The organism is Nonomuraea sp. NPDC049504, assembly GCF_040676845.1.
Taxonomy (GTDB): domain Bacteria; phylum Actinomycetota; class Actinomycetes; order Streptosporangiales; family Streptosporangiaceae; genus Nonomuraea; species Nonomuraea salmonea.
Genome location: NZ_JBFAPT010000001.1, coordinates 202,648 through 227,848, shown reverse-complemented (window position 1 = coordinate 227,848; position 25,201 = coordinate 202,648). Strand labels below are relative to the sequence as shown.

The 25,201-nt window shown below is 72.3% G+C and carries 23 protein-coding genes; 15 read left to right on the top strand and 8 right to left on the bottom strand.

Annotated features, from left to right (window positions below):
• Nucleotides 1–37 precede the first annotated feature (37 nt).
• Complete coding sequence (locus AB0K28_RS01040) at nt 38–1,195, top strand: helix-turn-helix domain-containing protein (RefSeq protein WP_364363523.1); 1,158 nt, start codon at nt 38–40, stop codon at nt 1,193–1,195.
• On the opposite strand, the gene AB0K28_RS01035 is transcribed toward AB0K28_RS01040, so the two are convergent.
• Nucleotides 1,162–1,608, bottom strand: a complete 447-nt coding sequence (locus tag AB0K28_RS01035; protein ID WP_364363520.1) for a MarR family transcriptional regulator — start codon at nt 1,606–1,608, stop codon at nt 1,162–1,164. The two genes, AB0K28_RS01040 and AB0K28_RS01035, sit on opposite strands and share 34 nt — an antisense overlap.
• Before the next feature lie 74 nt (nt 1,609–1,682).
• On the opposite strand from AB0K28_RS01035, the gene AB0K28_RS01030 reads away from it, so the two are divergent.
• The 6 genes from AB0K28_RS01030 to AB0K28_RS01005 all read left to right on the top strand — a co-directional run bounded on the left by AB0K28_RS01030 (nt 1,683) and on the right by AB0K28_RS01005 (nt 7,474).
• Nucleotides 1,683–3,416 (top strand): ABC transporter ATP-binding protein, encoded by a 1,734-nt coding sequence (locus AB0K28_RS01030; RefSeq protein ID WP_364363517.1) that lies wholly within the window; start codon nt 1,683–1,685, stop codon nt 3,414–3,416.
• 104 nt (nt 3,417–3,520) lie between these two features.
• Nucleotides 3,521–4,774, top strand: a complete 1,254-nt coding sequence (locus AB0K28_RS01025) for an MFS transporter (protein WP_364363514.1) — start codon at nt 3,521–3,523, stop codon at nt 4,772–4,774.
• A gap of 141 nt (nt 4,775–4,915) precedes the next feature.
• Nucleotides 4,916–5,227 (top strand): MerR family transcriptional regulator, encoded by a 312-nt coding sequence (locus AB0K28_RS01020; RefSeq protein WP_345387524.1) that lies wholly within the window; start codon nt 4,916–4,918, stop codon nt 5,225–5,227.
• A 46-nt stretch (nt 5,228–5,273) separates the two neighbouring features.
• The gene (locus tag AB0K28_RS01015; protein ID WP_364363511.1) at nt 5,274–6,818 is read left to right on the top strand and encodes a gamma-glutamyltransferase; all 1,545 of its coding nucleotides are present in this window, start codon (nt 5,274–5,276) and stop codon (nt 6,816–6,818) included.
• A gap of 45 nt (nt 6,819–6,863) precedes the next feature.
• Nucleotides 6,864–7,154: a hypothetical protein gene (locus AB0K28_RS01010; protein WP_364363508.1), complete on the top strand. Its 291-nt coding sequence runs from the start codon at nt 6,864–6,866 to the stop codon at nt 7,152–7,154.
• On the top strand, nt 7,151–7,474 hold the full coding sequence (locus tag AB0K28_RS01005; RefSeq protein ID WP_364363505.1) for a DUF5709 domain-containing protein: 324 nt from the start codon (nt 7,151–7,153) through the stop codon (nt 7,472–7,474). Before AB0K28_RS01010 ends, AB0K28_RS01005 begins: the two co-directional genes overlap by 4 nt.
• Before the next feature lie 23 nt (nt 7,475–7,497).
• Here the strand turns inward: AB0K28_RS01005 and AB0K28_RS01000 are convergent, their stop codons facing one another.
• From AB0K28_RS01000 to AB0K28_RS00990, 3 genes are all read right to left on the bottom strand, one after another.
• A complete protein-coding gene (locus tag AB0K28_RS01000) occupies nt 7,498–8,151 on the bottom strand; it encodes an HAD family hydrolase (RefSeq protein WP_345387533.1) in 654 nt (217 codons plus the stop codon).
• A gap of 105 nt (nt 8,152–8,256) precedes the next feature.
• A complete protein-coding gene (gene hrpA / locus AB0K28_RS00995; RefSeq protein ID WP_364363502.1) occupies nt 8,257–12,180 on the bottom strand; it encodes an ATP-dependent RNA helicase HrpA in 3,924 nt (1,307 codons plus the stop codon).
• 92 nt (nt 12,181–12,272) lie between these two features.
• On the bottom strand, nt 12,273–12,632 hold the full coding sequence (locus AB0K28_RS00990) for a VOC family protein (protein ID WP_345387535.1): 360 nt from the start codon (nt 12,630–12,632) through the stop codon (nt 12,273–12,275).
• A gap of 57 nt (nt 12,633–12,689) precedes the next feature.
• Between AB0K28_RS00990 and AB0K28_RS00985 the strand changes: the two genes are divergently transcribed.
• Nucleotides 12,690–13,121: a MarR family transcriptional regulator gene (locus tag AB0K28_RS00985; protein ID WP_345387537.1), complete on the top strand. Its 432-nt coding sequence runs from the start codon at nt 12,690–12,692 to the stop codon at nt 13,119–13,121.
• Nucleotides 13,122–13,199: 78 nt separating this feature from the next.
• On the opposite strand, the gene ppgK is transcribed toward AB0K28_RS00985, so the two are convergent.
• A complete protein-coding gene (ppgK, locus tag AB0K28_RS00980) occupies nt 13,200–13,916 on the bottom strand; it encodes a polyphosphate--glucose phosphotransferase (protein ID WP_345387539.1) in 717 nt (238 codons plus the stop codon).
• Between the two features lie 112 nt (nt 13,917–14,028).
• Between ppgK and AB0K28_RS00975 the strand changes: the two genes are divergently transcribed.
• Nucleotides 14,029–15,162: a TIGR03118 family protein gene (locus AB0K28_RS00975; RefSeq protein ID WP_364363497.1), complete on the top strand. Its 1,134-nt coding sequence runs from the start codon at nt 14,029–14,031 to the stop codon at nt 15,160–15,162.
• Between the two features lie 157 nt (nt 15,163–15,319).
• On the opposite strand, the gene AB0K28_RS00970 is transcribed toward AB0K28_RS00975, so the two are convergent.
• Nucleotides 15,320–15,898 (bottom strand): HAD-IA family hydrolase, encoded by a 579-nt coding sequence (locus AB0K28_RS00970; protein WP_345387543.1) that lies wholly within the window; start codon nt 15,896–15,898, stop codon nt 15,320–15,322.
• Between the two features lie 112 nt (nt 15,899–16,010).
• Between AB0K28_RS00970 and AB0K28_RS00965 the strand changes: the two genes are divergently transcribed.
• Nucleotides 16,011–16,829, top strand: coding sequence for a DUF4253 domain-containing protein (locus AB0K28_RS00965; protein WP_364363494.1), 819 nt, complete (start codon nt 16,011–16,013; stop codon nt 16,827–16,829).
• A gap of 65 nt (nt 16,830–16,894) precedes the next feature.
• On the opposite strand, the gene AB0K28_RS00960 is transcribed toward AB0K28_RS00965, so the two are convergent.
• Both AB0K28_RS00960 and AB0K28_RS00955 read right to left on the bottom strand, forming a co-directional pair.
• Nucleotides 16,895–17,731 (bottom strand): SAM-dependent methyltransferase, encoded by an 837-nt coding sequence (locus tag AB0K28_RS00960; protein ID WP_364363491.1) that lies wholly within the window; start codon nt 17,729–17,731, stop codon nt 16,895–16,897.
• 183 nt (nt 17,732–17,914) lie between these two features.
• The gene (locus AB0K28_RS00955) at nt 17,915–19,171 is read right to left on the bottom strand and encodes a Scr1 family TA system antitoxin-like transcriptional regulator (RefSeq protein WP_364363488.1); all 1,257 of its coding nucleotides are present in this window, start codon (nt 19,169–19,171) and stop codon (nt 17,915–17,917) included.
• A 224-nt stretch (nt 19,172–19,395) separates the two neighbouring features.
• Here AB0K28_RS00955 and AB0K28_RS00950 point away from each other — a divergent pair, with 224 nt between their 5' ends.
• The 5 genes from AB0K28_RS00950 to AB0K28_RS00930 all read left to right on the top strand — a co-directional run bounded on the left by AB0K28_RS00950 (nt 19,396) and on the right by AB0K28_RS00930 (nt 25,200).
• A complete protein-coding gene (locus AB0K28_RS00950; RefSeq protein ID WP_345387553.1) occupies nt 19,396–20,133 on the top strand; it encodes a hypothetical protein in 738 nt (245 codons plus the stop codon).
• A gap of 774 nt (nt 20,134–20,907) precedes the next feature.
• Nucleotides 20,908–21,120, top strand: coding sequence for a hypothetical protein (locus AB0K28_RS00945; protein WP_364363484.1), 213 nt, complete (start codon nt 20,908–20,910; stop codon nt 21,118–21,120).
• A gap of 58 nt (nt 21,121–21,178) precedes the next feature.
• Nucleotides 21,179–21,925 (top strand): hypothetical protein, encoded by a 747-nt coding sequence (locus AB0K28_RS00940; protein WP_355413268.1) that lies wholly within the window; start codon nt 21,179–21,181, stop codon nt 21,923–21,925.
• A complete protein-coding gene (locus AB0K28_RS00935) occupies nt 21,922–23,139 on the top strand; it encodes an FAD-dependent monooxygenase (protein WP_364363481.1) in 1,218 nt (405 codons plus the stop codon). Before AB0K28_RS00940 ends, AB0K28_RS00935 begins: the two co-directional genes overlap by 4 nt.
• A gap of 48 nt (nt 23,140–23,187) precedes the next feature.
• The gene (locus AB0K28_RS00930) at nt 23,188–25,200 is read left to right on the top strand and encodes a hypothetical protein (RefSeq protein ID WP_364363478.1); all 2,013 of its coding nucleotides are present in this window, start codon (nt 23,188–23,190) and stop codon (nt 25,198–25,200) included.
• Nucleotide 25,201: the final 1 nt, after the last annotated feature.

Here is a 25,201-nt window from a genome sequence, read left to right as displayed (position 1 = left end):
TCCGTCATTTGTCGAAAAGGCCATGTAAGGGGTGGTTGTGGCGGATCTTCAACGGGCCGTGGACGAGCTCGCCGCCCGCCTCGAACGCCCCCTGCTCCTGGAGGACCGCCACCAGCGCGTGGTCGCCTACAGCGAGCAGAACGGCGCGATGGACGACGTCCGCCGCGACTCGATCCTGCGCCGGCACACCGTGCCCGAGGTGCGGCAGTGGCTGCGCGCGGCCGGGATCACCGAGGCCACCGGGCCGCTGCGCACGCCTGGCGCGCCCCAGCTCGGGCTGCTGCCGCGGGTCTGCGTTCCCGTACGGCACGCCGACGGCCTGCTCGGCTTCCTGTGGTTCATCGACGCCGAGCCGCCCATGCCCCAGCCGGCCGTCGCCGAGGCCGCCCGCGCGGTGCCGGGGCTCGCCCTCGCGCTGTTCCACGAGAGCCTGGCCAGCGGGCTCGCCTCGCAGCGGGAGCTGGAGGCGGTGACCGGGCTGCTGCTCGGCGAGCGGGACGCGGCCAGGCAGCTCATCGAGGCGGGCGCGTTCCCGCAGGCGCAGCCGGTGACCGTCCAGGTGGCCAGGCCGCGCACGGCCGAGCCCGACGACGCGCTCCGGCTGGCGCTGGAGCAGGGGCTGCTGGCGCTGCGGCGGCGGCTGAGCGGGCACCACCCGCTGCACCTGATGCGCTACGACCACGCGGTGCTGCTCACGGCGGGGCCGCCGGTCTCGGCCGACGAGCTGCACGCGGCCATGCCGGTGCCGGTGGTGGTCGGGGTGGGCCGGCCCAGGCCCGAGCTGGCGCTGGCGGCGGAGTCGTACCGGGAGGCCAGGCACGCGGCCGAGGTGACGGCGCGGGTGCCCGGCCTCGGGCGTACGGCGGAGTGGGCCAGGCTGGGCGTCTACCGGATGCTCACCCAGCTGCCGGACCGGGAGCTGCACCCGGGGCTCGAAGGGCTGCTGGCGGACGCGCAGTACCTGCCGCTGCTGGAGACCCTGGAGACGTATCTGGATCTGGCGGGCAGCGCGGTGGCGACCTCGAAGGCGCTGCGGCTGCACAGGACCTCGCTGTACTACCGATTACAGCGGGTGGAGGAGCTGGCCCGCACCGATCTGAAGGACGGCGGCGAGCGGCTGGCGCTGCACCTCAGCCTGAAGCTGGCGCGCCTGTCCGGGCGTTATCTGCCGCGCGAGCCGCCCGGCCCGTCCTGACCTCCGCTCTCGACGCGTTCGAGCAGCTCGCGCAGCGACGCGCGCTGCTCGGGCGTGAGCACCGCGAACAGCTCCTCCCCCGCTTCCCTGCGCGCCTCGCGAGCCCGATCGGCCAGCGCGCGCCCCTCGCCGGTGAGCACGACCAGCGTGGAGCGCCGGTTGGCCGGATCGACCTGCCTGCGCACCAGGCCCGCCGCCTCCAGCGCGTCCACGACGGGCGTGAGCGAGCGCGGCACGATGCGCAGCTCGTCGGCCAGCCGGACCATGCGCATCGGCTGCCCGGCGTCGGCCAGAGCCCGCAGCGCCCGCGCCTGGCCCGGATTGAGCCCCAGCGGGACCAGCCGGTGGGCGTAGCCGTGCCGCACACGCTTGCCGACCAGGTAGAAGAGCTCCGCGAGCTCCTTGTCTGCCATGCCGAGAAGTTTAGCCGGAACAAATATGAGCTAACCTCTGTTCGAATGGGCAGCCGAAAGAAGGAGGTTCCACGTTGGCGGAGGAACCGCGCGCGCCGATCGGGCGCATCATCAAGCTGTTCGGCGCCTACCGCGGCCGCCTCACCGTGGTGGCCTCGCTCATCGTGCTGTCCTCGCTGGTGGGGCTGGCCTCGCCGTTCCTGCTGCGCGAGGTGCTCGACGTGGCGATCCCGGCCAGGGACGCCGGGCTGCTCACCCTGCTCGCGCTCGGCATGATCCTCGTGGCGGTCACGACGACCGTGTTCGACGTGTTGCAGACGCTCGTCTCCACCACGGTGGGCCAGCGGGTCATGCACGACCTGCGGGTCTCGGTCTACAGCCACCTCCAGCGCATGTCGATGGCCTTCTTCACCAGGGCCAGGACCGGCGAGGTGCAGTCGCGCATCGCCAACGACATCGGCGGCATGCAGGCCGTCGTCACCTCGACGGCCGCGTCCCTGGTCTCCAACCTGACCACGGTGATCGCCACGGTCGTCGCCATGGCCGCCCTCGACTGGCGGCTGACCCTGGTCTCGCTCGCGCTGCTGCCGGTGTTCGTGTGGATCAGCCGCAAGGTCGGCTCGGAGCGCAAGCGCATCACCTCCGAGCGCCAGCGCAAGCTCGCCGGCATCGCCTCGATGGTGCAGGAGTCACTGTCGATCAGCGGCATCCTGCTCGGCCGCACGATGGGCCGCTCCGCCGAGCTGACCGAGCGCTTCGGCAGGGCCTCGCACGAGCTGGCCGAGCTGGGCGTGGCCACCAGCATGGCGGGGCGCTGGCGGCAGGCGTCGATCCAGCTCGTGATGGCCGCCATGCCCGCCGCCATCTACTGGGCCGCCGGCCACACCGCGGCGATCTCGGTGGGCACGCTGGTGGCGTTCACGACGTTGCAGACGAGCCTGTTCCGGCCGATGGTGTCGCTGCTGCGGCTCGGCGTCGAGGTGCAGACCTCGCTGGCGCTGTTCGGGCGCATCTTCGAGTATCTCGACCTGCCGGTGGACATCAGGCCGGGCACGCGGGAGCTGACGGACGTGCGCGGCGAGGTGCGCTTCGAGCAGGTCGACTTCTCCTACGGCGACACCCCCACGCTCACCGGCGTCGACCTCACCGTGCCCGCGGGCTCGTCGCTGGCCATCGTGGGCGAGACGGGCTCGGGCAAGACCACGCTCAGCTACCTGCTCCCGCGCCTGTACGACGTCACCGCCGGCCGGGTCACCATCGACGGCGTGGACGTGCGGGAGCTGACGTTCGAGACGCTCAGCGGCACCGTGGGGGTCGTGTCGCAGGAGACGTACCTGTTCCACGCCTCGATCGCCGACAACCTGCGCTTCGCCCGCCCCTCGGCCACCGACGAGGAGCTGGAGGCGGCGGCGCGGGCGGCGCGCATCCACGACCACATCGCGGCGCTGCCCGACGGCTACGACACCGTGGTGGGCGAGCGCGGCTACCGCTTCTCGGGGGGCGAGAAGCAGCGCCTGGCCATCGCCCGTACGCTGCTGCGCGACCCGCCGGTCCTGGTGCTCGACGAGGCCACCAGCGCGCTGGACACGCAGACGGAGAAGGCCGTGCAGGAGGCGCTGGACACGCTGGCGCGGGGGCGTACGACGATCACCATCGCCCACCGCCTGTCCACCGTGCGCGACGCCGGCCAGATCGTGGTGCTCGCCCACGGGCGGGTCGTGGAGCGCGGCACCCACGACGAGCTGATCGCCCGCGGCGGCCACTACGCGGCCCTGGTGAGCCGCGATCATCCCGTGGAACTCGTCTGACCGCCCCCTAAACGTGCTTTGCCTCACATTACGGTCAGGCCGGAATCCGCTTCGCGGAAGCACTTGTTCATCCCCCCGGTGCTTCCCCAAGGCAAGGATTCTTCGTGTCTCTGTCCTCCTCCACGTTCAGGGCCCTGCGTCATCACAATTACCGGCTCTGGGCGGGAGCCGACATCGTCTCCGTGACCGGCACCTGGATGCAGGTGCTCGGGGTGAACTGGCTCATCCTGACCCTGACGGGCTCGGCGACCAGCGTGGGGCTGAGCCTTGTGATGCAGGCGCTGCCGACGCTGCTGCTCGGCATGTGGGGCGGGGCGCTGGCCGACCGGCTGCCGAGCAGGCCCGTCGTGATCGCCGCGCAGCTCGCGCAGGCGGGCCTCGCCGCCGTGCTGGCGGTGATCGCGCTGAGCGAGGTGACGTCCGTGCTGCCGATCTACGGCGTGGCGCTGGCGGGCGGCGTGGTGAACGCGCTCGGCGGGCCCGCGCTCGGGCGCTTCGGGGCCGAGGTGGTGCCGCCCGACGACCTGCCGAACGCGATGGCGCTCGGCTCGATTCTCAACTCCGCCGGCCGCATCCTGGGCATGAGCCTGGCCGGCGCGCTGCTGCCGTTCACCGGCAACGGCGGCCTGTTCGTGGTCAACGCCGCCAGCTTCTTCGTGGTGATCGCGGCCGTTCTGGGCATGCGGCGGCGGGAGTTCCACCGGCTGGCCACCGCCGACCGGCAGCCCGGCGCCGTGCTCGACGGCCTGCGGTACGTGCTGCGCACGCCCTGGCTGCTCGTGGTGCTCGCGCTCTGGTTCGTCTCGGGCAGCGTCGGCCGCAACTACCAGGTCACCATGGCCGCCATGAGCGCGGGCCCGCTGGAGTCGGGCGCGGGCGGCTACGGGCTGCTGTCCACGGTCTTCGCCGTCGGCACGGTGCTGGGCGGCTTCCTCGCCGCCACGCGGACCCGGCTGACGCTGCGGCTGCTGCTCATCATGGCGTTCCTGACCGGGCTGGTGCAGGCGCTGAGCGGGCTGATGCCGTCGCTGTGGTCGTTCGCGGCCCTGATGGTGCCGATCGCGGCGGGCGCGGTGGCGCTGGACACCACCGTCTCCGCCCGCGCCCAGCTCGACAGCCCCGACGCGATGCGCGGGCGGGTCATCGCGGCGCTGTCCATCGTCAGCGCCGCCGCGGGCGCGGTCGGCGGGCCGCTGCTCGGCTGGCTGAGCGACACGCTCGGGCCGCGCGTCGCCCTGGAGGTCGGCGGCGTGGCGTGCCTGTCGGCCGCGCTGCTCGCGGCGGTGGGGCTGGCCCGGCTCTCCGGGCGTACGGTGCGGCAGGCCATCCGCCTGCGCCCGCAACTGGAGAACGCCTGACCACCTGTGGGAACACTCTTTCCCGCGTTGCACCGCATACCAGCGAGCAGTCAACCCATAACGTGAGTTGGAGGTCAGCCGAACGGCGTCCTCGCCGTGCGCATCCCGGTCCTGGAGCGGCCAGGCCCGTGAGGAGATGACATGCCGGACCTGCCCTTCGACGACGAGCACGCACCTCTCTACTCACTCGGGCAGGTGGCGGAGATGCTGCAGGTGCAACCCGCCTTCCTGCGCCGGCTCGACCAGCACGACGTCGTCAGGCCCAGCAGGTCGAGCGGCGGCCAGCGGCGCTACTCGCGGCGCGACATCGTCATCGTCCAGCACGTCACCCGCATGGCCGAGGAAGGCATGACGCTCATCGCCATCCGCCGCATCCTGGAGCTGGAGCGCGAGGTCGCCGCCCTGCGCCAGGAGCTCGAAGGGACGCGGGCACGGCTGCGCGAGCAGGAGTGACACCGGAGATCTGCCCCGAGATCGGTGGGGCGCGTACTCTCGTGGCGTGCACAACACGAGATACGCGCCCTCCGGCATGGTGTGCAGCGTCGACCACCTGGCCTCGGCGGCCGGGCTGGCGATGCTGGAGCGCGGCGGCTCGGCCGCCGACGCGGCGATCGCCGCCAACGCCGTGCTGGCGGTCGTCGCCCCCCACATGTGCGGCCTCGGCGGCGACCTGTTCGCCCTGGTCCACGACGGCGCCACCGTCACCGCGCTCAACGCCTCAGGACGCGCGGGCTCCGGCGCCGATCCGGCCCGGCTTCGGGCCGAAGGCCACACGCGCATGCCCCACCTGCACGACATCAGGTCCGTCACCGTGCCTGGGTGCGTCGACGGCTGGGCCTCGCTGCACGGCAGGCACGGCAGGCTGCCCATGGCCGAGCTGCTGGCGCCCGCGATCAGGCTGGCCTCCGCCGGGTTCCCCGCCTCACCGCTGATGGTGGCGGGCGCCGCCAACGCGGCCCGGCGGCCCGGTGGCGGCGACTTCGCCTCCGTACGCGCGGCGGGCGACCGCGTCACCAGGCCCGGCGTGGCCCGCGCGCTGCAGGCCCTGGCCGGGCACGGCCGTAACGGCTTCTATCTGGGCGAGTTCGGGCAGGGCCTGGTCGAGGCGGGCGCCGGCGAGTACGTCGAGGCCGACCTGGCCGCGCCGGGCGCCGACTGGGTCGAGCCGCTCAGGACCCGCGCCCACGGCCACGACGTCTGGTCGATGCCGCCCAACTCCCAGGGCTACCTGCTGCTGATGTCCCTCGCCATCGCCGAGGGGCTCGACCTGCCCGCCTCCCCTTCCCATCCCGTCTGGGCCCACCTGCTGGCCGAGTCCGCCAGGATCGCCGGGCACGACCGGCTCGACGTACTGCACGAGGATGCCAAGGACCTGCTCGACCCGGCCGAGATCACCCGGCGGCGGTCGCGGATCGACTCGCGGTCCCGGCTGCGGCTCGGCGGGCCGGCCCAGGACGGTGACACGACGTACCTGTGCGTGATCGACGGCGACGGCATGGGGGTCTCGCTCATCCAGTCGAACGCGTCCGGGTTCGGCAGCATGGTGTTCGAGCCCCGTACGGGGATCAACCTGCACAACCGCGGCATCGGCTTCTCGCTCAAGCCCGGTCACCCGGCCGAGTACGGGCCGGGCCGCCGCCCGCCCCACACGCTCACCCCCGCGCTCATCACCCGCCCCGACGGCTCGCTGAGGTCCGTCGTCGGCACCATGGGCGGCGACGCCCAGCCCCAGGTCCTGCTGCAGGTCATCACCCGCCTGCTGCGCCACGGCGAGGAGCCGGGCCGCGCGATCGCGGCGCCGCGCTGGCGGCTCGGCACCGGGGGCACCGGGTTCGACACCTGGGACGCGCCCGACGACGCCGTGCTCGACCTGGAGGAGGGCGGCGGCTGGTCCGACGGCCTCGCCGCGCTCGGGCACCGGGTGGCGGCGCTGCCGTACGGGAGCTCGTTCGGCCACGCCCACCTCATCGACGTCCGCCCCGACGGCATGCTGGCCGGCGCCGCCGACCCGCGCTCGCTCGTCGGCGCCGCGATTGGACGCTGAGCCGCCGGGTAGCGGGTGCCGCTATGGCTACGGACGTCATCACGCTTGGAGGAGGGGAGCACGCTGCTGCCCGCGCTGCGGCAGACGGCCGACGCCAAGGAGCTCGACCGGCTCGGCAGGGCCTTCGAGCAGCGCCGCGCCGAGGAGCTGAAGGCCCTGTCAGGTTCGGCCTCCGGCTCTCCCGACGGCGCCACCAAGGCCGAGTTGCACGAGCGGGCGCAGCAGGCCGACGTCCCCGGGCCGGTCACAGATGGACAAGCAAGAGCTGGCGCGGGCTTTGAAGAAGGCCGGATCCTAGGATTCCGGCCCGTTGGGAGGGTAGGGGTACCGACATGACGGAGCTGCCTCCGGACCGGTTCGGCCTGGCTGACGAGCAGGAGATCGAGGTCGAGGAGTGGACCGACGACCTCGGGTTCCGGCACGAGGTCGTGCCCGACGACCCCCGGCACCACGACTCGCTCGACGAGCGCCTGCGCCGCGAGACTCCCGACCGGCTGCGCGGGCCCCGCCCCAAACACCGGCTCACCCAACCGGACGAGGGGCTCGGGCCCGACCTGGACGACGAGGAGATCGCCACGGAGTACTCCGACGACGGCGACGACCTCTCGGCCGAGGAGCGCGCGATCCGCATCGACTCGGAGGACGACCTCACCTGAGGTGAAGCGGCCTCAGGCGGCGGTCAGGGGAGGCGGCGCAGGGCGGGGAGGATGGCGTGGAGGTCGTCGACGATGACGTCGGCGGCCTTCGCCTGCGGCCGCTCGGCGTGCAGGTAGCCCCACGGGCCGCGGCGCAGCAGCGCGGTGCGCATGCCCGCCGCCGCGGCCGGCAGCACGTCGTTGTCCAGCCGGTCGCCGACGTACAGGATCTCGGCGGGCGCGCACCCGGCCACCGCGGCGACCTTGGCGAAGAAGCCGGGGTCGGGCTTGGAGACGCCCCAGCCGTCGGAGGTGTGAACGGAGTCGGCGGGCAGGTCCATCGCCACCAGCGCGTCGTAGGCGCGGCGCGGCTGGTTGCCGGCGATGATCACCTGGTGTCCCGCGGCCCTGATGGCCGCCAGCGCCTCGCGCACGTCGGGATAGAGGTCGTCGGCGTCGAAGTGGTTGCGCAGGCCGTCGGGGTCGTCACGTTCCCAGGCCGCCTCCTCGACGTCGGGATCGATGCCGGGACGGACGAGGCGAAAGGCGTCACTGTGCGGCCGGTCGAGGGCCGCCATCCCGCCCAGGGCGCCCATGAGCAGGAAGGGGCTGACGCCCAGCCGCTCGGCCCAGCGGTGCCAGATGCGGCCCTCGCTGACGAGCGTCTCACCGACGTCGAACACCACTGCCTTGATCATCGATCCCCCTGCTCACCTGGCGGCTAGGCGCACCGGCCGGCCCGACAGACCCGGACAAACGGTGCACGGGTGATTTTCTCACGGGACGGCCGTGAACCACACGTCTCAGGGCGCCAGCCGGTCCATCGCCTTCGCGATGCGCTTCTCCGACACCGGGGTCGGCGTGCCGAGGGTCTGGGCGAAGAAGCTCACCCGCAGCTCCTCGATCATCCACCGGACCTCCACCACGTCGGGGTCACCCCGCCGCGCCGGATGCAGCTTGGCCAGCAGGTCGTCGTAGTCGTCCTCGACCTTGTGGACGCGGTCCATCCACTCCTGGTCGCGCCACGGGTCCTCGGGCAGCTTGATCAGGCGGCGGTCGATGGCCCGCAGGTAGCGCAGGACGTCGGAAAGCCGCCCGTGACCGGTCGCGGTGACGAAGCCCGGGTAGACGAGCCTGCCGAGCTGCTCGCGTACGTCGTCGGTGGCGGCGCTCGCGCGCAGGGAGTCGAGCCGGGCCCCGGCCTCGTGCCACACGCTGAGAATCTGCTCGACCTTGTCCAGCACGTCGCGGGCGGTGTCGTAGAGGTGGGTGCGGACGTGCTGGTAGAGGCGGTCGTAGCCGACCGGCTCCCAGACGACGCCGCCCGCCTCCAGCATGAGCTTGTCGACCGCCGCGTTGACCACGTCGTCGAACAGCGCCACCGCCCCGCCGTGCGGGCTGCGCGACAGCGCCAGCTTGGCCTGGTTGGACAGGCCGCCGAGCAGGGACTTCGCGGGGTTGGTGACGTTGAGCAGGAGCAGGCGGCGCAGGCCGGGCCAGTGGGAGCGGCGCTGCTCTGCCTCGGTCTCGAAGATCTTGACGGAGACGGAGTCGCCGGCGTCGACGAGCGCCGGATAGCCCTTCATCCGGCCCTGCTCGAACACCTTGGGCAGGGTGCCGAAGCTCCACGTGTGCAGGCCGGTCTGCTCGAGGTCGTCGCCGGCTTGCGAGAGCGTCTGGCGCAGGCGCGGGGCCAGCCGCCGTTTGAGCGCGTCGAGGTCTTTGTCCTCGGCCACCGTACGCCGCTTCTCGTCGATCACCCGATACGTGATGCGCAGGTGATCGGGCACCTGGTCGAGCTGCCACGCCTCGCGCGGCACCCGGACGCCCGTGAGCCGCAGCAGCTCGCGCTCGACCGCGGCCAGCAGCGGCTCGCCGCCCTGCTTGACGCCGGCCAGCACCTGCTTGGCGTAGTTGGGGGCGGGCACGAAGTTGCGGCGCAGGTGCTTCGGCAGCGACCTGATGAGCGCGGTGATGAGCTCTTCGCGCAGGCCGGGGATCTGCCAGTCGAAGCCGTCGGAGCTGACCTGGTTGAGCACCGCCAGCGGCACGTGGACGGTGACGCCGTCGGCGTCGGCCCCCGGCTCGAACTGGTAGGTCAGCTTCATCCGCTGACCGAGCTGCTTCCACGTGTCGGGGTAGTCGCGGGTGCTGATGTCGGCGCCCTCGTTGACCAGCATCTCGGGCGAGAACGTGAGCAGGTCGGGCTGCTCCCGCCCGGCCTTCTTCCACCAGGAGTCGAAGTGGCGGGCCGAGACGACGTCGGCGGGCACCCGCTGGTCGTAGAAGTCGTAGAGCGCCTCGTCGTCCACCAGGATGTCGCGTCGGCGGGCCCGGTTCTCCAGCTCCTCGACCTCGCCGAGCAGCCGGCGGTTGTCCTTGAGGAACCTGTGGTGCGTGTCCCAGTCGCCCTCGACCAGCGCGTGCCTGATGAACAGCTCGCGCGACAGGTCGGGGTCGATGCGGCCGTAGGTGACCTTGCGGCCGACGACGAGCGGGACGCCGTAGAGGGTGACCTTCTCCAGGGCGATCACCGCGCCCTGGTTCTTCTCCCAGTGCGGCTCCGAGTAGGTGCGCTTGACCAGGTGCTGGGCGAGCGGCTCGACCCAGTCGGGCTCGATCTTGGCGTTGACCCTGGCCCACAGGCGCGAGGTCTCGACCAGCTCGGCCGACATGACCCACTGCGGCTGCTTCTTGGCCAGCGCGGAGCCGGGGAAGATGGCGAAGCGGGCGTTGCGGGCGCCGATGTACTCCTGGATCGGCCGCCGGCCGTCCTGCCCGCGCTGCTTGTCGATGACGTCCTTCACGCCGATGTGCGACAGCAGGCCCACCAGCAGCGAGGCGTGGATGTGGTACGGCTCGGCGGGCTGGGAGTTGGGCTGGGCGCCGAGCGTCTGGCGGAGCTGGCTGTAGATGTCCTGCCACTCGCGTACGCGCAGGTAGTTGAGGAACTCGGCCTTGCACAGCCGCCGGAACGCGCTGGACGACAGCTCCTTCTGCTTGTCGCGCAGGTAGTTCCACAGGTTGAGGTAGGCCATGAAGTCGGACTCGGGGTCGGCGAAGCGCCGGTGCTTCTCGTCGGCCTGCTGCTGCTTCTCGGCGGGCCGCTCGCGCGGGTCCTGGATGGACAGCGCCGCGGCGATCACCATGACCTCGCGCAGGCAGCCGTTCTTCTCGGCCTCCAGCACCATGCGGCCGAGCCGCGGGTCGACCGGGAGCTGCGCCAGCTTGCGGCCGACGGGGGTGAGCTTGTTGTGGGCGTCGAACGCGCCCAGCTCATGGAGCAGGTTGACGCCGTCCTTGACCTGGCGGCGGTCGGGCGGCTCGACGAACGGGAACGCCTCGATGTCGCCCAGCCCGATCGAGGTCATCTGCAGGATGACCGAGGCCAGGTTGGTGCGCAGGATCTCGGGGTCGGTGAACTCCGGCCTGCTGAGGAAGTCGTCCTCCTCGTAGAGCCGGATGCAGATGCCGTCGGACGTACGGCCAGAGCGGCCCTTGCGCTGGTTGGCGCTGGCCTGCGAGATGGGCTCGATCGGCAGGCGCTGCACCTTCGTGCGGTGGCTGTAGCGGGAGATGCGCGCGAAGCCGGGATCGACCACGTATTTGATGCCCGGCACGGTCAGCGACGTCTCGGCGACGTTGGTGGCCAGCACGATGCGGCGGCCGGTGTGGCGCTGGAAGACGCGGTGCTGCTCGGCGGCGCTCAGCCGGGCGTAGAGCGGCAGCACCTCGGTGTTGCGGAAGTCGGCCTTGCCCAGGCTGTCGGCGGCGTCGCGGATCTCCCGCTCGCCCGACAGGAACACCAGGATGTCGCCGGGGCCCTCGCTGATCAGCTCGCGGCAGGCGTCGACGATGCCCTGGGTCTGGTCGTCGTCGTCATCGAGCGGGCGGTAGCGCACCTCGACCGGGTAGGTGCGGCCGGAGACCTCGATGATGGGGGCGTCGTCGAAGTGGCGGGAGAAGCGCTCGGGGTCGATGGTGGCGCTGGTGATGATGACCTTGAGGTCGGGGCGCTTGGGCAGCAGCTGTTTGAGGTAGCCGAGGATGAAGTCGATGTTGAGGCTGCGCTCGTGGGCCTCGTCGATGATCAGCGTGTCGTACTGGTCGAGCATGCGGTCGTTCTGCAGCTCGGCCAGCAGGATGCCGTCGGTCATGAGCTTGACCAGCGTGCGGTCGCTCGCCTGGTCGGTGAAGCGGACCTTGTAGCCGACCACCTCGCCGAGCCCGGTGCCGAGCTCCTCCGCGATGCGCTCGGCGACCGTGCGGGCGGCGATGCGGCGGGGCTGGGTGTGGCCGATCAGGCCGCGTACGCCCCGGCCCAGCTCCAGGCAGATCTTCGGGATCTGGGTGGTCTTTCCCGAGCCCGTCTCGCCGGCGATGATCACGACCTGGTGGTCGCGGATGGCGGCGAGGATGTCGTCCTTACGCTGCGAGACCGGCAGGTTGTCCGGATAGGTCACCGCCGGGACGGCGTCGCGGCGGCGTACGAGCCGCTGCTCGGCCCGCTCGACGTCGGCGAGGATCTCTGCGGCGATCTTGTCGCGCGCGTCGCGGGAGCGGACCCTGCGCATGCCGTCGAGCCTGCGCCGCAGCCGCCGCTGGTCGCGCGGCATGAGCTCGGGCAGGCGCGACTGGAGGTCCGCGAATGACCCGGAGGCCCGCGCGGATCGGGAAGGCGAGGCCGGAGACGGCGAGGACGGCGAGGACAACGAAGACGTTCCCATACTGCTTTCAGGATATTTGAGCTCCGCTTCGCCGGAGCCAACCGCCCATGGTGCCCGACCCGCCCGCCGCGCGCATCCCAATATCGCCGCGACTAGCGGCTGTGCGCGGTGACCACGTAGCCGTCGGGGTCGGTGAAGCTGAACGAGCGGCCGAACGGGCCGTCCGCCGGCGGGGTCACGATCGGCACGCCGGCCGCCTGAAGTTCGTCGTGCAGCCGCTGGGCGTCGCCGCACTCGAACCACAGGACGACGCCCGTGCCAGGGCGCTCGGGCAGCTCGACGCCGGGGAGCGGCTCGCGTACGGCGAAGGGGACGGGCTCGGTGGCGAACACCACGGCTCCGGGCGGGCCGGCCGGGGCGCGCTTGAGCCCGAGGCGCCGCTCGTAGAAGTCGGCGGCCTTGGTGAGGTCGCGGACCTGGAGGGCGACGAAGTCGATGCCGGTGGCGGTCATGGTCTCTCCTCGTATGTCAGAACGTTGACATAGAGAACTGTATGTCAGAATGTTGACATGACGCAAGACGAGCTTGGGCGCAGCGTCGGATACCAGCTCAAACGGGTGCAGGCGGCGCTGCGGGCGGCCATGGACGGCGTGCTGCGCGCGCACGGGCTCACCACGCCGCAGTACTCGTGCCTCGACGTGCTCGGGCAGCGGCCAGGGCTGTCGAACGCGGAGCTGGCGCGCGCGGTGTTCGTGACCCGGCAGTCGATGAACGTGCTGCTGCAGCACCTTCAGGAGACCGGGCTGGTCGAGCGGCCGTCGACGGCCCCCTCGGGGCGCGCGCTGCCCGCCCGGCTCACCGAGGCAGGGCGGCGCCGCCTGGCGGCCGCCAAGGCCGACGTGCTGGCCGTGGAGCGGCGGATGAACTCCCCGCTGGCCCCGAACCAGGCGGAGGAGCTGGCGCGACTGCTGGCCCGCATGGCCGAAGCACTCACGGACTGACACCCGCGGGCCCCCGCACAGCGGCGGCGGCTACGCGTGGGAGGCGCTGCGGCGGCGGCGCCATGTGTGGGCGGCGGCTCAAGGGGCGGCGGCGTGGGCGGCGCCGATGATGCCGGCCTGGTTCTGGAGGCCGGCCGGCACGATCGGCGTGTCGAGCCGTACGTGCGGCAGGAACTTCTGGGCCTTCTTGCTCACTCCCCCGCCGAGGACGATCAGCGACGGCGAGAACAGCATCTCGACGTGCCGCAGGTACTCCTCGACCCGCTCGGCCCACTTCTCCCAGCTGAGGTCGTGCTCCTCGCGCACCCGGGCGGCGGCGCGGTGCTCGGCGTCCTTGCCGTGCAGCTCCAGGTGCCCCAGCTCGGTGTTGGGCACCAGCACCCCGCCGGTGAACAGGGCGCTGCCGATGCCGGTGCCGAAGGTGAGCACCAGCACCGTCCCCTGGTGCCCGCGGGCGGCGCCGAAGCGCATCTCGGCGAGGCCGGCCGCGTCGGCGTCGTTGAGCACGGTCGCCCCGCCGAACAGCCGGCCCGCGTCCACGCCGATCCACGAGCGGTCGACGTTGGCCGCCGAGCGCACCACGCCGTCCACGACGACACCGGGAAAGGTGACTCCGACCGGACCGTTCCACCCGAAATGTTCGCGCAGCTGAGCCACCACGCCCGCGACCGCGTCCGGGCCCGACGGCTCCGGCGTGGGGATGCGCAGCCGCTCTCGCAGCAGCTCTCCTGCCTCTGTGTCGACCGGCGCGCCCTTGATGCCGGAGCCGCCGATGTCGATGCCCAAGACGTCCATGCTCTTCCTCTCCCCGTTACGACGCCGGCGAACGCTATTTATGGCCACGGCTGAACCCTTCTCCCGCCCGCATGCGTACCTCGCGTCACAAGCGCTCATTAGGAGGCACCGGATGCGGCCACGCATCATCACACTCTGCGCTGTTGCGGTCGTTCTGGGAGCGACTCTCACCACTCCCGCACACGCCACCACCAGGACGCGTTTCGACGTCATCAACCTTGTGTCGGACGTCAAGGGCAAAGCCCCTGTCACCGACCCCAAGGTCGTCAACCCGTGGGGCCTGGCCATGGGCAAGACTCTGTGGGTCTCGAACACCGGCACCGGCACCGCCACCGTCTACTCCGGCACGGGCAAGAAGGAGAAGACCGAGGTGGCGATCCCGGGCGGAGCCCCGACCGGGCAGGTGTTCAACCCCGGCCAGGGCTTCACCGTCAAGGGCAAGCCGGCCTCGTTCATCTTCTCCAGCCCGAGCGGCGCCATCAGCGGCTGGAACGCGGAGGTCGACCCGGCCAACGCGATCATCGCGGCCTTCACCCGCGGCGCCGACTACAAGGGGCTGGAGCTCGTCCAGACCGAGGACGAGGCGTTCCTGCTGGCGGCCGACTTCGCCGGTGGGCGCATCCACGCCTTCGACCAGGACTTCCGGCGCGTCAAGCTGGCGCGCTGGCAGTTCAGGGACTCGGCGCTGCCGAAGGGCTACAACGCCTACAACGTGGCGGTGGCCAACGGCAACATCTGGGTCGCCTACGCCCTGCGTGACCCGGCGACCGGCAAGCCGGTCTTCGGCAACGGCAAGGGGTTCGTCAGCCGGTTCAACGCCAACGGGCGGCTGACCGGGCGCATCTCCCGGGTCGGGCTCAACGCCCCTTGGGGACTGACCGCCGCGCCCAAGGGCTGGGGCCGCGAGTACGCGGGCTCGCTGCTGGTCGGCAACTTCGGCGACGGCACGGTGCACGCGTACAGGCAGGGCCGGCACCTCGGCGCCCTGCGCGACTCCGGTGGCAGGCAGATCGTGCTGCCCGGGCTCTGGGACCTTGAGCCGGGCACCGCCGCCACCGGCGGCGAGAAGGCCCTGTGGTTCTCCGCCGGCATCGACGGCACCAAGCACGGCCTGATCGGCGTGATCGCGCCGAAGGGCACGAAGGTCAGCTCGAACGGGGCGGCCGCGGCGCCGAAGCCGTCGGGCCAGAGGACGAGCGCCCCAGCGACCCGGCCCCCCTCCCAGAATCCCTACGGCGGGTACTGACCGGCGCTCAGCCGCCGCCGTCCCCTCCAGCCCGGCGAGGAGCGCAGCTCGCCCACAGGGGCGAGGGGGCGGCGGTCGGGGGGTCTCCGGCGCGGCCGGCGCGAGCCGCGCCGGAGACGCCCGCAACCCTCGCGAGCGTGGGACCGCGCGCGGCCGGTCAGGTGAGGGCGGCGGTCAGGTCGGTGAAGGTGCGGTAGTGGACGCCGGTCATGCCGAGCGCCACGGCGGCCTCGACGTTCTGCGGCCGGTCGTCCACGAACAGGCAGCGCTCGGGCGCCGCCCCGGCCAGCTCGGCGGCGATCTCGTAGATGCGCCGGTCGGGCTTGGCCACGCCGACCCTGGCGCTGCTGACCACGGCGTCGGCGAAGTACGTGAGACCCAGCAGGTCGAGATGCGACTCCAGGGTGTCCATGGCGTTGGTCACGATGACCACCGGCACGTGCTCCTGCACCCGGGCCAGCAGCTCCCTGACCTGCTCGTCCACCCAGAACCTGATCTCCACGAACTCGGCCACCGCCCGCCTGGCCCGCTCGTCTCCCCCGAGCGCCACGGCGACCGACTCGGCCCATTCGGCCTCGGTGCGCTCGCCGAGCGTGGCCGGCAGGATCAGCTCGGGGTCGAAGGCCGTCTTCGTGAGCGGCAGCCCGTAGCGGGCCTCGATCTCGGCCTGGGCGGCGTGGTCGAAGTGGCGCAGCACGCCGTCGAAGTCGGTGAGAACCGCGTCGTAGGGGATCACAGCCCACCATTCTGCCCGGTGCGGGCAACCCCGTCCCCCCCTGCCACAGGTGCTGAGGGGACCCGCGGCACTACCATCTCCGAGACAGGATTCGGTATCGGAACGGTAGGGCATGAGCGATCACCGGCTGCCACGCGAGCTGTGCCAGCTGTTCGCCGACGGCGGCAAGGGGAGGAGGCTGCCCGTGGCGCTACCTCCCGGCGACGTCGTATGGCCGGATCCCGGCTACACCGGGCAGGGGGAGGCACCGCGACCGGCGTTCTGGATGAGCGACGAGCAGGCGAACGGCGCCGACTGGGCGCTGCTGCGCGAGTGGCACCCGCACAGCGGGTTATGGCCGCTGCTGCTGGACGAGTCGGCGCAGCCGTGGGCGGTCGGGCAGGTCGTGCCGGACGATCCCCGTCAGATCGACCACTTCACCGCCGACGGGTTCATGGCCGAGGTGTGGGAGGAGTGGGTGGCGCAGATGCCGGCGGACGCGCTCGAAGAGCTGGAGCCGTACGGCGCGATCTGTCCTGGTCCGGCCCCGCCCGGCGTGCTGCGGGCCGATCCCGAGGCGGTGGCGGCGTGGCTGGCGGGCGAGCTGGCGGCGAAGGGGATGCCGCTCGGCCTGGTCGCCGCGGGCCGCGGCGCGGACGCGCTGGCCGTCATGGGCTGGCAGGGGGCGCTGCACCACAACGAGTGGATGGTGCCGATGGCGGCGGTGGTGCGCAGCTGGGAGGACCGCTTCGGGGCGCGGGTGGTGAGCGTCGGGTTCAACACGCTCGACCTGAGTGTCGCGGCGCCGCCGGTCGATCCTGAGCACGCGCTGCACGTGGCGGCCGAGCACTGGACGTTCTGCCCGGACAACGTGGTGCAGGGTCCTGGCGATCTGCAGGGGTACGCCGAGCAGATCATCGGCGGGCACGCCTGGTCGTTCTGGTGGGACTGAGCGCTCAAGGGCGCCCCTGACGCGCGGGGGCCGGTGTCCGTGCCGTCCCGGCCCCGTCGTCCGCGTCAGGGGACGCGCGCCACGGCCCCGTACGTGCCGGACGCGCCGGGATCGCAGGCGTCGTCGGAGCCGTCGGAGCCGTCGGGCCGCCAGTCCGGGACCCACACCAGCCCCGGCTCGACCAGTACGAGCCCTTCGAGCAACGCCTTGACCTCCTCCCTGGTGCGTACGGCGTGCCCCGGCAGCGTCATCGCCAGCAGGTCGTGAATGGCCGGCAGCAACTCGGGGGGAATGGCGTCGAACGTGGTCTGCACCAGCGACAGATAACTCCGCTCGGGAACCACCTGCCGAATGCGTTTGATCACGTAATGGAAGTATTCGTCGTCGTTGAGGCTGTAAGCCGACAGCAGTAACACGGCCATGGGCCGGTCCCAATCGAGGAACGTCTGCAGGACGCGGTCGTCGAGCACCTCGTCGATCTCGCGCAGGTCGCCTTCGACGACGCGGACGAGATCGGTGACGGGCTCGATGGTGGCCCGCGCGCCGGCCAGCACCATCGGATCGTTCTCGACGTAGACCACGCGCGGCACGGAGTCGAGCAGCGCCTTGCGCGCGACGTCGTGCAGCTGGCGGCCGGGGGGCAGCCCGCTGGGCACCCCGCTGCCGACGATCACGAACTGGTCCACACCGCGTACGGCCAGGTGACGGACCACCCGGCACAAGAACCGCAGCACGGCACGGGCGGCCGTCGTGGTGACGGGGGCGGCCAGGTCGTAGCGCCGCACGGCGTCCAGATCGGCCGTGAAGTGGTTCTTCCCACCTGCGGCCGCGTCGAGAATCCGGGTGACTCTCGCTTGGGTCAGCTCCAGCTTCGCCAGATTTCGGATGGCACGCTGACGCATTGAGTGTTGCCCCTTTCCCCTCGCCCACAATCTCGGGAAAAGATGATCCTTTCGGACCCCACTCGATGACCCAGACCATATGATCCTCGCCACACGGGGAAAGACAACCGGAAAAGCCATTAGTTTTGGGTATATGTCACTAACCACTCGCCGGCATAAATGATCTCGCGGGCGGGAAGGGGCTCATTTCCCGAACGAACGCGAAAGCCTTTCGCGATGGTGGTTGAGCACCTCGAAGGTCTCTTCGCGGGTGGTGGTCGTCACCGACAGCTTGGTGAACGCCTGGTGGTAGACCTCGACCTCGGCCGCGTCGCCGGTCAGCCGGTCGGACTCGATGCCGTGGGCGCAGGCGATGTCGGGCTCGAACGCCTCGGCGAAGCGCCAGATCGTGAACGGGCCGGTGCGCGGGACGTAGACGGGGTCGTCCGTCGGCACCACGTGCAGCGAGACGTTGGGCCGCTTGGCGTGCTCAAGGAGCACCTCGAGCTGGCGGAGCTGGACGTGCTGCCCGACGATCGAGCGGGTCAGCACGCTCTCGTCGATGACGGCCCACAGCACCAGGCCGCTGTCGCGGGGCAGCGCCTCCTGGCGGGCCATGACGAGGGCGAGCGCCTCGTCGACCGTCTGCTGGCCGAGGGTGGCGGGGCCCGCGACGGTGAGCGCGGCCCTGGCGTACTCCTCGGTCTGCAGCAGCGGCGGCACGAACTGGGGGTGGTAGCTGCGGATCACGGTGGCGCGCTGTTCGAGCGCGTAGCCGGTGGCCAGCCAGACGGGCACCGACTGGGCGTCGTACCAGGCGGCCTCGCGCTCGCCCCTGGCCAGGCTCAGCACGTATTCGCGGATGGGCGGCGACGAGACGCCGTAGACGGTCAGCAGGCGCTCGACCGTGATGGGGGCCGGCGCGATGCGGCCCTCCTCGATGGCGGGGATCGCCGCGGCGCCCTTGCCGATCGCGGTCTCGACCTGCTCGACGGAGAGCCGGGCCGAGACGCGCAGGCCGTGCAGCCGCTTGCCGAGCGCCCTGCGCTGCGGCCCGCTCAGCGGCGCGACCGCCTCGGGGATCTCGGCGGTGGGCTCGGGCTCGTCGGGCAGCCCCTCGGCCTTGCGCGCCATCTCGACCACGCCGCGCAGCACGGCCAGCGAGCCCTCGGACAGCCCTGAGGCGGACAGGCCGATGGTGGCGGCGCGCAGCTGGAGGTCCTCGACCGACCCTGACTCGAGGTAGTCGTCGCCGACCAGCCAGCCCACGCTCACCTGAAGGCACGAGGCCAGCGCCCGCAGCACCTGGAGCGTCGGGTTGGTCTGCTTGCCCGTGCGCAACTGGCTGACGTAGGCGCGCGTGATGGGGATGCCCGCCTCCGTCAGGGCGGAGGCGACCTGCGCGCCGGTGTAACCGCGCTTGGTCAGCGCGAGATCGAGCCGTTCGGCGAAGTTCGCCACGGCACACCTCCTACCGCCCGTGAACTTTTCCAGCGTAAGGGACGCGGGGCCCGGTGTCCCCTGCCATGCGGGCAAGCTCTGCCCCGCGATGGGGTATCAACATATTCGCAAACTGTCAGTTGACATAGCCCGCCTTGAAAGCGGACTATCGGAAGCGCGTGGTAACTGTGGCTTAACAGCCTACGGGTTCTGGAGAGATTCCCCGGGCAAGGAGGTGGCCGGACATGACCATGGAGCATCGGGACGGTTCCCGGTTCATGGACGATCCGGTCTCCGCCGGGCAGGAAGAGGCGGTGCGCCGCATCTGTGCCCGCGTGACCGGGCCAGAGGCGGGCGACGACGTCCAGGTCGCCGGCCTGCCGCTGGGCGGTCTCCAGGTCTGGCTGGAAAGCCCTCGTCACCGCTGGCGCTTCTACCACCGGATGGCCCGCGAGCTGCGGCTGGCCGGCTGGCACACGGAGACGGGACCGGAACGGCTGCTGTTGCTCGGGTGGAGTGCGGTCTGCCTGAGCCACCGCGTCAGGATGCTGGGCGCGGCCCTCAAGGGACGCCTGGCCGACTTCGACCAGACGGCGTTCACCGCCGTCATGCTCGCCACCCGGCTGTGTCACGACGGGTTCCCGATGGCGGACGTGCCCGCCGAGGTCGAGGCTCGCTGCGCCGACGCGCTGCGCTGGCCGGCCCGGCTGGCCGACCTCGAAGGGCTCGAACGCCGGTCGTCGCTGGAGCCGATGCGGCTCAGGCTGGCCCAGGTGGCCGGTCTGGAGGCCAAGGTGGCCAGGCGCTGCGGTGAGCACCTCGTCCTGGCCTCGAAGGTCGCGCGTACGGTCGCCGGTGGTGCGGGACCGGCACGGACGCGGACAGCCGGGCCCCGATCGGCGGCACAGCGTGCCGGGCTGACGGAGCGCATGGTCTGCGTCAGCGTCCCGAACGTGGCCGAGAGTGCGGTGACGGCCCGATGACGAACACCAGCCGCCAGGGCGCGACCGCGGTCATCACGGCCGCGCCAGGGCCAGGACCGCGGGGAGGACGGCCCGATCCCTGCATCGGAGCCGCGATGTGCCTCCCCGTCTCGCTCGCGCCGTTCGCCGGCGAGCGGTCCACCGGACGCGTGCCTCCGGGCACCGCGCCGACGCGCGTCAGCGCAGGCGCCGGAATGCCGGCGCTGCCATCCGGCGGCGGGAGGTGGCGGGCCGCGCGCGGCCTGCCCGGCCCGTCCGCCTTCAGTGCGGGAACGGTGGCAGCGCGCAAAGCGCTGGCCCCGGCGCTTCCCCGCCCCCCCGGCACCGTGCGGCACGTGCCCGACTCAGTCGGTTCGGTGCTGTTGGCCAGCGCGGTAGCGGCTGGCGTGCTGGCCAACTCGAGGGGTAGCGCCTGGGGTCGGCTCAACTTGTTCCAACCCGGCTTCGGCGGGTCGATCGGCAGGGCGGGCGCCACTGAGCCGATCGACCGGCCGTCCCGGCGGGCAGCGGTGCCCGGGTGTGCGCCCGTGACCGTTCCGCCGGCCGCCGTTCTGCTCGCCGCCACGGCGCTGGTGCGGGTCGCCGTGGCGTCGGGACGTGAGACCGGACGTCGATCTCAGCGCGCGGCGGAAGAGGGGCCGGCGATCGCCCGCCGGCTCCTCGCCGCACGACGCGCGGCCTTCCTCCCGGTACGCGGCCACGCGCCGCGCCCGCGCGGAGGCCCCCGACTCAGCCCGCAACCGTTCAGGACACCCGCTATAGACAGGAGCGATCATGCTCACCGACGAAACGCGCAGGTCACAACCCCATGAAGTGCACCCGCGAGGCGTGAGGCCCGGCCCGCCGCCACCCAACGGCGACGAGGACAGGGCGGCTCCGCCCCCGCAGGCCACGATGCGCAGCGCGCACCGGTTGCGCCGCATCCGTCAGGTGTCCGTCGACGCCATCACCGAGATCGACCAGGCGCTCCGGCACCGCGCCTCGTGACCCTTTCTCTCGCCTTCCCGCACAGGAGGAAGACCATGCGCACCGTCCGGGGCACGCTATGAGCCGCGGCAGGGTCGGCGTGATCGTCGCGCCGGAGAACCCCTCCGCAGAGCCGGAACTCACCCGGCTGTTCGGCTCGCGTGCCGACATGTACGTCGCCCGCCTCCCCATCTGTCCGCGTCCCTCGCTGACCGACCGCCTGGAGAGCTACAACGCCGCGCTGCCCGCCATGGCGCGCGCCTTCGGCGGCCTGCGGCTGGACGCGCTGGTCATGGCCTGCACAGAGCCGCGCTACCTGCTGGGCCCCGACGAGGACCGCCGGCAGTGCACGGAGCTGACCACGGCGACCAAGCTGCCGATCGCCTCGGCGACGCTGGCCACCCACGAGGCGCTCGACCATCTCGGCGTGAGCGACATCGTGCTGGTCTCGCCGTACGAGCCGTGGGTGACCGATCTCGCCGAGCGGTTCTGGAAGACGGCCGGCGTCACCGTCACGCAGGTCGTGCAGATCCGCGCGGGCGACGGCTACTCCTCGTACGCGGTCACCCCCGAGGAGCTGATCTCCCAGGTCGAGTCGGCCGAGCCGCCCGATGACGCGGCGCTGCTGTTCACCGGCACAGGGCTGCCGACGCTGCCCGTGCTCGGGCCGCTGACCACCGGCAACGACCGGCGGCTGCTCACCACGAACCTCTGCCTTGCCTGGTGGGCGCTGTCCAGGGCGTTCGGCCGTCAGGTGACGCTCAGCCCGCTCCCCCACCGCAGGACGGCCGCGCGGAGGGTGGCGCACACGGGAGGCCGCGCATGAACGGCGTCATCGTCGCCGGAGCCGGGCCGGCCGGCCTGACCGCGGCGCTCTCCCTGGCCAGGGCCGGGATCCCGGTCACCGTGCTGGAGCGCGAGAGCGAGCTGCCCAGGCAGCCCCGGGCCTGCACCTTTCACCCCGCCACCCTCGACCTGCTCGACGACCTCGGCGTGGCCGCCAGGCTGGTCGCCGGCGGCCGGGTGGTCGACCGGGTGCAGTGGCGCGACAGGTCGGGGCTCGTGCTGGCCGAGATGGGCATGAACCGGCTCGACGGCCTGACCAAGCACCCCTTCAGGATCCACGCCGACCAGAGCGCGCTGACGCCGCTGCTGCTGGAGGCGCTCAACGTCTACCCCGACGTGGACGTACGCTTCGGCGCGCAGGTGGACGGCGTCGCCGAGGGCGGCACGGGCGTCCGGGTCCGCGTCGGCCACACCTGGACGCGGGCCCGGTACATGATCGCCGCCGACGGCGCCGACAGCAGCGTGCGCGGGGCGCTGGGGCTGCCGTTCCCCCGGGCCGCCTGCCCGGCCCAGGCGCTGCGGGTCTTCACCGAGGCGCCGCTGGACCGGCTGCTGCCGAGCCTGGCGCCGCTGACGTACGTACGGGACGTGCAGCAGTCGTGCACCCTGCTCAAGCTGCCCGACCACTGGCGGATCATCTTCAAGATCCCCTGCGAGGCGTACGAGCCGCTGTCGCCGTCGAACCTGTCGCTGCTGGTCCGCCGGTCCCTGCCGGGCGCCACCGAGCCCATCAGGGTCACCGGGGCCGACCGGTTCGGGCTTAACCGGGGGGTGCTGACCTCGTACCGGTGCGGGCGGGTGCTGTTCGTGGGCGACGCGGCGCACCTGACCTCGACCATCGGCGGGCTGAACATGAACGCCGGCATCCACGACGCAGCCGAGGCCGCCCAGGTCATCGCGGCGGTGATCGGCGGGTACGCCCCGGCCGCCGCGCTGGAGGCGTGGGCCTGGCGGCGGCGCTCGGTGCTGATGCACCGAGTGATCCCGCGCGGCGAGACGCGTCCCGCGGGCGTACGGGAACGTGACAGTGCCCGGCTCGCCGCGGCCATGGCCGGGTTACGCGCCATCGCCGGCGACCCCGACGCCACCCGCGCCTACCTGGCGCAGGCTTCGCTGCTCGACCCTGTGCCGAACCCGGTGCCGAACCAGGTGCCGAACCAGGTGCCCGTGCGGAGAGCCGTGGGGAGGGCCTGACGCTTGAACACCACCCGACCGCGTACCGAATGGAGGAGGTGACACCGGATGTGGCGAACCCTGTCAGACGACGCGCGCCAGGCCATTCGTGACCTGTGCGACAAGCACGGAGCCCGGCTCTACGACTACTGCCGCACCGAGCTCGCCGCCGGCGACGCCGAGCAGGCCGTGGCCGGCGCCGCGATGACGGCGCACCTGTACGCGGACCGCGTGGTGGACCCGGCCCTGCGCCGCCCCTGGCTGTACGCGGTGGCCCGCGCGCACCGGGCGTTCGTGGCGAGTCCGGCGAGCATCGGCTCGTGGTCGCGGCCAGGCCGCATGTCGGAGCTGCTGCCCGAGGCCCTGCTGTCCCTGGAGCGGCCCCAGCGGGAGCTGCTCGACCTGTCCGTACGGCACGGCCTGTCCGACCCGGAGCTGGCCGCGATCTTCGAGCTGCCCGCGGCCGAGGTGCACGCCATCGTCACCAGGGCCGCGTCCGGCCTGGAGGAGTGGTTCGCCGCGATCGTCGCGGCCCGCTCCCCCGACGGCTGCCCCGACCTGACCGCCCGGATGGAGGCGTGGGTCGCCGCGCCGGGCCGCCGGGCCAGGGCCAGGATCGGCCGGCACATCCAAGCGTGCGCGACCTGCCGGGCCGCGCCCAGGACGATGACGGCGGCGGCGCTGCTGCGCCGGCTGCCCATCGCCACACTGCCCGGCACACTTCCCAACCGGCTGGCGTCGGCGCAGCCGTTGCCCGGCGAGGGGCCACTCTGGCGGGCCGACGGCTTTCCTGTGCAGGCCCGCACACTGGTGGAGACCTCCTCGTCGCAGGCTCCACCGGCCGCCGACGCCATGCCGTCCGCCCCGGTCGCCGGCCCCACGACGGCGACCCCGGGAAAGCCCTGGTCGGAGGCGGGCGCGGCCGCCTCCGACCAGGAGCCCCCGACCATTCCCGCGGCGCGGCTGCCGCTGGAGTCCCTTCCGCGGCCGATGTCCATGCCGCTGGCGGCTCCCACGTACGCGGAGTACGACACCGAGGACGAGGCTCCCGAGGAACCCATCGCGGCGCCGGCCGTGCGGGGGCGGCATCCGTTCACGCCGCCGAGCCGTACCAGGGCCTTCCGCGGCGGCGTGGCCGGCGACAAGCTCGTCTACCGCACCGCGCTCAAGGGCGAGAGCAACGGCGTGCCCCATGACGCCCCGGTCATCCGCTACGGCGGGATCACGGCGTCCAACACGGTGTCCAACACGGCGTCCAACACGGTGTCGAACTTCGTCCAGCCGCCGGGGGGCGGGGACGGCGGGCAGTGGCAGGAGTACTGGCGTGAGCCGCCCGACGACGATCCCGAGCAGGGCACCCCGATCAGGGCCGTCGCCAGGCTGGCGCTGATCCTCGGTGTGGGGCTGCTGGCGGTGGGGCTGATCTGGGCCATCATGAACGGCCAGGCCGGCACCCCGGCCCTCACCAAGGCCGCCGCCCAGTCCAGCGCCGACCCCGAGGCGCCGTCCGGCGCCCAGGCCGGAGCGGGGAGCGAGGCCGAGAGCGGGCCGCGGAGCAGCGCCCAGCCCGACGAGCCGGCACGCGAGGCGTCCGGTTCTGACGCCGCCGAGCGGGAGGCGTCAGAGCGGGAGGCGTCAGAGCGGGAGGCGTCCGGGCGAGAGACGTCCGGGCGGGAGGCTTCGGGAGGCGGGGCTGAGGAGAGCGCCGGGTCCGGGTTGAAGGCGGTGCCGAGGAAGAGCGCGCTGCCGAAGCCGGCCGCGCCGGTCGCCGAACTGTCGCCGTCGTCGGCGTGGCTGGGCGAGCGGCGCACCGGGTCGTTCGCGCTGGCGTGCACCGGCCGCTGCCAGGTCGTCTCCGCGGCCGGCACCGCCGGCATCGCCGTGTCGGGCACCCGCTTCCGCGTCGCCGACCGGCTGGAGAGCTGCGACCCCGCACCGGCCGTACGGCGCGGGAAGATCACCGTCAAGTGGGCGGGCACCGCGAAGGGCGACGGCGAGCGCACCGGCGGCACCACCACCGCGAGCGGCACGCTCACCATGAACGTGACCTGGACGCCCTCCCCCGACGCGAGCTGCGGGTAGG

Excerpts from the sequence above, each read along its gene's own strand:
- AB0K28_RS01005 (WP_364363505.1), top strand. The coding sequence starts at position 7,151 with ATGACGGAGCTGCCTCCGGACCGGTTCGGCCTGGCTGACGAGCAGGAG.
- AB0K28_RS00985 (WP_345387537.1), top strand. The coding sequence starts at position 12,690 with ATGACGCAAGACGAGCTTGGGCGCAGCGTCGGATACCAGCTCAAACGG.
- AB0K28_RS01020 (WP_345387524.1), top strand. The coding sequence starts at position 4,916 with ATGCCGGACCTGCCCTTCGACGACGAGCACGCACCTCTCTACTCACTC.
- hrpA (WP_364363502.1), bottom strand. The coding sequence starts at position 12,180 with ATGGGAACGTCTTCGTTGTCCTCGCCGTCCTCGCCGTCTCCGGCCTCG.
- AB0K28_RS01000 (WP_345387533.1), bottom strand. The coding sequence starts at position 8,151 with ATGATCAAGGCAGTGGTGTTCGACGTCGGTGAGACGCTCGTCAGCGAG.
- ppgK (WP_345387539.1), bottom strand. The coding sequence starts at position 13,916 with ATGGACGTCTTGGGCATCGACATCGGCGGCTCCGGCATCAAGGGCGCG.
- AB0K28_RS00940 (WP_355413268.1), top strand. The coding sequence starts at position 21,179 with ATGAGCCGCGGCAGGGTCGGCGTGATCGTCGCGCCGGAGAACCCCTCC.
- AB0K28_RS00945 (WP_364363484.1), top strand. The coding sequence starts at position 20,908 with ATGCTCACCGACGAAACGCGCAGGTCACAACCCCATGAAGTGCACCCG.
- AB0K28_RS00960 (WP_364363491.1), bottom strand. The coding sequence starts at position 17,731 with ATGCGTCAGCGTGCCATCCGAAATCTGGCGAAGCTGGAGCTGACCCAA.
- AB0K28_RS00975 (WP_364363497.1), top strand. The coding sequence starts at position 14,029 with ATGCGGCCACGCATCATCACACTCTGCGCTGTTGCGGTCGTTCTGGGA.
- AB0K28_RS00930 (WP_364363478.1), top strand. The coding sequence starts at position 23,188 with ATGTGGCGAACCCTGTCAGACGACGCGCGCCAGGCCATTCGTGACCTG.
- AB0K28_RS00965 (WP_364363494.1), top strand. The coding sequence starts at position 16,011 with ATGAGCGATCACCGGCTGCCACGCGAGCTGTGCCAGCTGTTCGCCGAC.
- AB0K28_RS01035 (WP_364363520.1), bottom strand. The coding sequence starts at position 1,608 with ATGGCAGACAAGGAGCTCGCGGAGCTCTTCTACCTGGTCGGCAAGCGT.
- AB0K28_RS00935 (WP_364363481.1), top strand. The coding sequence starts at position 21,922 with ATGAACGGCGTCATCGTCGCCGGAGCCGGGCCGGCCGGCCTGACCGCG.
- AB0K28_RS00990 (WP_345387535.1), bottom strand. The coding sequence starts at position 12,632 with ATGACCGCCACCGGCATCGACTTCGTCGCCCTCCAGGTCCGCGACCTC.
- AB0K28_RS00950 (WP_345387553.1), top strand. The coding sequence starts at position 19,396 with ATGACCATGGAGCATCGGGACGGTTCCCGGTTCATGGACGATCCGGTC.